This is a genomic window from Corynebacterium lipophiloflavum DSM 44291, from assembly GCF_000159635.1.
Taxonomy (GTDB): domain Bacteria; phylum Actinomycetota; class Actinomycetes; order Mycobacteriales; family Mycobacteriaceae; genus Corynebacterium; species Corynebacterium lipophiloflavum.
In genome coordinates, this window is sequence record NZ_GG667192.1 from 69,392 (window position 1) to 72,691 (window position 3,300).

5 protein-coding genes are annotated in these 3,300 nt (G+C 64.6%); 2 read left to right on the forward strand and 3 right to left on the reverse strand.

Annotation, left to right across the window (positions count from 1 at the left end; all coding sequences use genetic code 11):
• The 3 genes from HMPREF0298_RS03550 to HMPREF0298_RS12125 form a co-directional block, all read right to left on the reverse strand.
• Positions 1-610, reverse strand: a 610-nt coding sequence (locus HMPREF0298_RS03550) for an alanine racemase (protein WP_006839731.1), incomplete at its 3' end; no start/stop codon positions are given.
• Between the two features lie 57 nt (positions 611-667).
• Positions 668-1,072, reverse strand: coding sequence for a globin (locus HMPREF0298_RS03555; RefSeq protein ID WP_006839732.1), 405 nt, complete (start codon positions 1,070-1,072; stop codon positions 668-670).
• On the reverse strand, positions 1,038-1,208 hold the full coding sequence (locus HMPREF0298_RS12125; protein ID WP_006839733.1) for a hypothetical protein: 171 nt from the start codon (positions 1,206-1,208) through the stop codon (positions 1,038-1,040). The genes HMPREF0298_RS03555 and HMPREF0298_RS12125 overlap by 35 nt, the downstream gene beginning before the upstream one ends.
• A gap of 256 nt (positions 1,209-1,464) precedes the next feature.
• Between HMPREF0298_RS12125 and HMPREF0298_RS03560 the strand changes: the two genes are divergently transcribed.
• A complete protein-coding gene (locus HMPREF0298_RS03560; protein ID WP_006839734.1) occupies positions 1,465-2,601 on the forward strand; it encodes a cystathionine gamma-synthase in 1,137 nt (378 codons plus the stop codon).
• A gap of 75 nt (positions 2,602-2,676) precedes the next feature.
• Positions 2,677-3,300: GntR family transcriptional regulator (locus HMPREF0298_RS11545; protein ID WP_006839735.1), on the forward strand; the 624-nt coding region annotated here is incomplete at its 3' end.

A 3,300-nucleotide genomic window follows, 5' to 3' on the forward strand; every position in this document is an offset into this window, starting at 1 on the left:
CGACCTGGCCCTCGTAACCCATCACGCCGACGAGTTTGAGCGCAGGCCTGCGCAGCACTTCGGCAGCGAGTGTGCGGGCCTGCTCGGGGGTGCGAATCGGGGAACGGCGCGGGCCGATAGCGAAACCGGGAACGCCGGGAACGCGCAGGGTGCAGTCGATGTCGATGCACACGCGCACGGGACCGCCCCCGGCGGCCGCAGCCGCGGCGAGCTCGAGGTGGTCCACGGAGTCGACCATGATCGTGATCTCGCGGCGCAGCGCCGTGTCGGACGCGAGCTGCGCCAGCGCCGCGGTGTGCACGCTGGGGTAGGCGACAACGATGTCTGTAAATCCCTCACGCACGAGGTGGATGGCCTCGGGCAGGGTGTAGGCGAGAATGCCGCTGTAGCCGTCGTGGTCAAGCGCGCGGCGCAAAGCGGCGACGCTGCGCAGCGATTTTGAGGCGACCCGAATCGGCAGGCCCGCGGCGCGTTCGCGCATCCGCGCGGCGTTGTGGTCGAATGCGTGAGTGTCGACCACCGCGCACGGGGCGGCCACCTCGCCGGAGCCGATCAGACGCGGCAGAAGCTCGATGAGGTGGGACGCGGGATGCGGTGATGCGGTTGGCATATGCACATCGTAGGAAGTGCGGCGACTCCGCAAACGGGTTTCGGTGAAAAAGTGTGACTAGCGGTTGATCATCATGTAGGCGACGCGCTGCATGTGGTTGCGCAGCATCTCGCGGTGCTCATCGCTCAGCTCCGCCGCGCTGAACTCGTCGAGGCTGCCCTCCATCAGCTCGAGCCAGCGCTCGGCCTCGGCCTGGCCGATGGGGAAGGGCAAGTGGCGCTTGCGCAGCATGGGGCGCCCGCGCCGCTCGTTGAAGGTATGCGGCCCGCCCCAGTACTGCACGAGGAACCAGCGCAGTCTGTCCTCGGCGCCTTCCCAGTCATCGTCGGGGTACATTGGCCCGATGAGGTCGTCGCGTTTGACCCGGGTGTAGAAGCCGTGGACGAGCGTGCGGAAGAAGTCCTCGCCCAAAAGCTCGTAGAGCGTTTTATCGCTGTGGGTACCCGGACGCGAGATGTCCATGGCTGGCTAGCTCCTTAAAGGTGTTGTCGTTGTCGACGGTGTTGCGGTTGTCCGGATGGTACTTGATCATCACGGGTTGCGTGCCGGGCAGGGTGATGCTGGCCCGCTGGAGCGATTCCAGGATGTCCTCGTACATGGACCGCGCGACACTCCACTGATCCCCGGGCAGGGTCTCGCCACCACGTGCTCACGGAGTCGACGGTCTCTGAGACTACCGGGTTGTCGGCCCCGCTGGCGAGGACGAAGGATGAGGAATCAGAAATCTTCTCGTAATTTAGTCCTACGCATACGGATTGTACGTGCATATTAATCGGGAGAAATGGACAGCTTGGTCTAGCGGTGGGCTAGACTCGCTGCGAGACGTTGCTGTGCCGAGGAAAGGACAATCCCAAGTGCCCTCCGGTTTTTCCACCGATGCCATTCACGCGGGCTACGACCCCGACTCGCTGTTCGGGCCCATCAACACCCCGATTTACGCCTCGACCACGTTCGCCCAGGACGACCTGGCGGTGACGCGCAACGGGTTCGAATACACGCGAGTGGGCAACCCGACGATTAGCGCCCTGGAGGACACGGTCGCGGCCCTGGAAGACGCGGAGTTCGCCGTCGCCTTCGCCTCGGGCATGGCGGCGATCGACAGCGTGCTTCGCGTGCTGCTCAAGCCCGGCGACCACATCATCATCGGCAGCGACGCCTACGGCGGCACCTACCGCCTCATTCAGCAGGTGTTCACCCAGTGGGGCGTGTCCAACTCGGTTGTCGACATGACAAACGCGCAGGCGGTTGCAGCCACGATCCATGACAACACAAAGGCGATTTGGGTTGAAAGCCCCACGAACCCGCTGCTCGATATCGCCGATATCCGCGCGATCGCCCAGATCAAGGGTGGCGCCGCTCTCGTGGTGGACAACACCTTTGCATCGCCCTATCTGCAAAAGCCTTTCGAGCTGGGCGCGGACATCGTGGTTCACTCGACAACGAAGTACATCGGCGGGCACTCCGACGTCATCGGCGGTGTGGTGTGCTCCAACGGTCAGGAGCTCGAGGAGCAGCTGCGCTTCTTCTTCGGTTGGGTTGGCGCGATTCCGTCGCCCTTCGACACCTACCTCACGGCCCGTGGCCTCAAAACGCTCGCGGTGCGCATGGAACGTCACTGCGACAACGCGGAAGCCGTGGCGCGCTTCTTCGAGGGCCACGACAAGGTTGCGCGCGTGTGTTACCCGGGGCTTGAATCGCACCCGAACCACGACACGGCGGTGCGCCAAATGAAGCGCTTCGGCGGCATGGTCTCGGTGATTTTCAACACCGAGCAGCAGGCCCGCACGTTCTGCCGCTCCACGAAACTGTTCTGCCTCGCGGAATCGCTGGGCGGGGTGGAGAGCCTGGTCGAGCATCCGGCGACGATGACGCACCTGGCGGTGGAGGGCTCGGCGTTGGCGGTCCCGCGCGAGCTTGTGCGCATCTCCGTGGGCATTGAAGACGAAGCGGACCTGCTGGCTGATATCGAGCAGGCACTTGCGAACCTCTAAAGCGTAAAAACCCTCGCTGACACAAGTTATGCACTAGTATTTATGCATAACTTGTGCAGAGTCGATGGAGGTCAGATGGCGCGAAAGCCGACGTACGTCATCATCGCGGAGGAACTCCGCCGCCGGATTGAGGCCCGGGAGCTAAACCCCGGCGACAAGCTGCCGTCGGAACGTGAGCTCGTCGAGGAGTTCGGCGTGGCGCGGATGACTGTGCGCCACGCGCTCGACCTGCTCCAAGCCGAGGGAATAATCGCGCGTCGCCGCGGGCGCACCGGGGGCACCTTCGCGCGCGCCCTTCCGCCGATGATTGACCTCTGCGCAGACAGGGGGTTCATCGACCAGCTCCAGCAGGCCGGCGTGGAGGTCCACACCGGCACCTTTTTCGCTGGCGAAAAAGCTCCCCCGCGCGCCGCGGTGCGCGCGTTCGGAGAAGACGAGCTCGGCCCCGTCCTCACCCGTGAATTCGTGCACTACGCCAACGCAACTCCAGCAATCCTGGAATCGGTGTGCATCCGCCCGGGGTGCGAGGATCTCGTCGGCGACAGCAGCCTGCGCGACATCGCTCCGCGAGCGGGAATCAGCTTCGAGGACGTGATCACCCCCTCGGTTGCCTCCGAAGTGGAGTGCCAGCGACTGGGGCTCAGCCACAGCGCGCCCCTGCAGCGCATCGCCCGCCGCGTCCACGTGGACGGCGTGCTA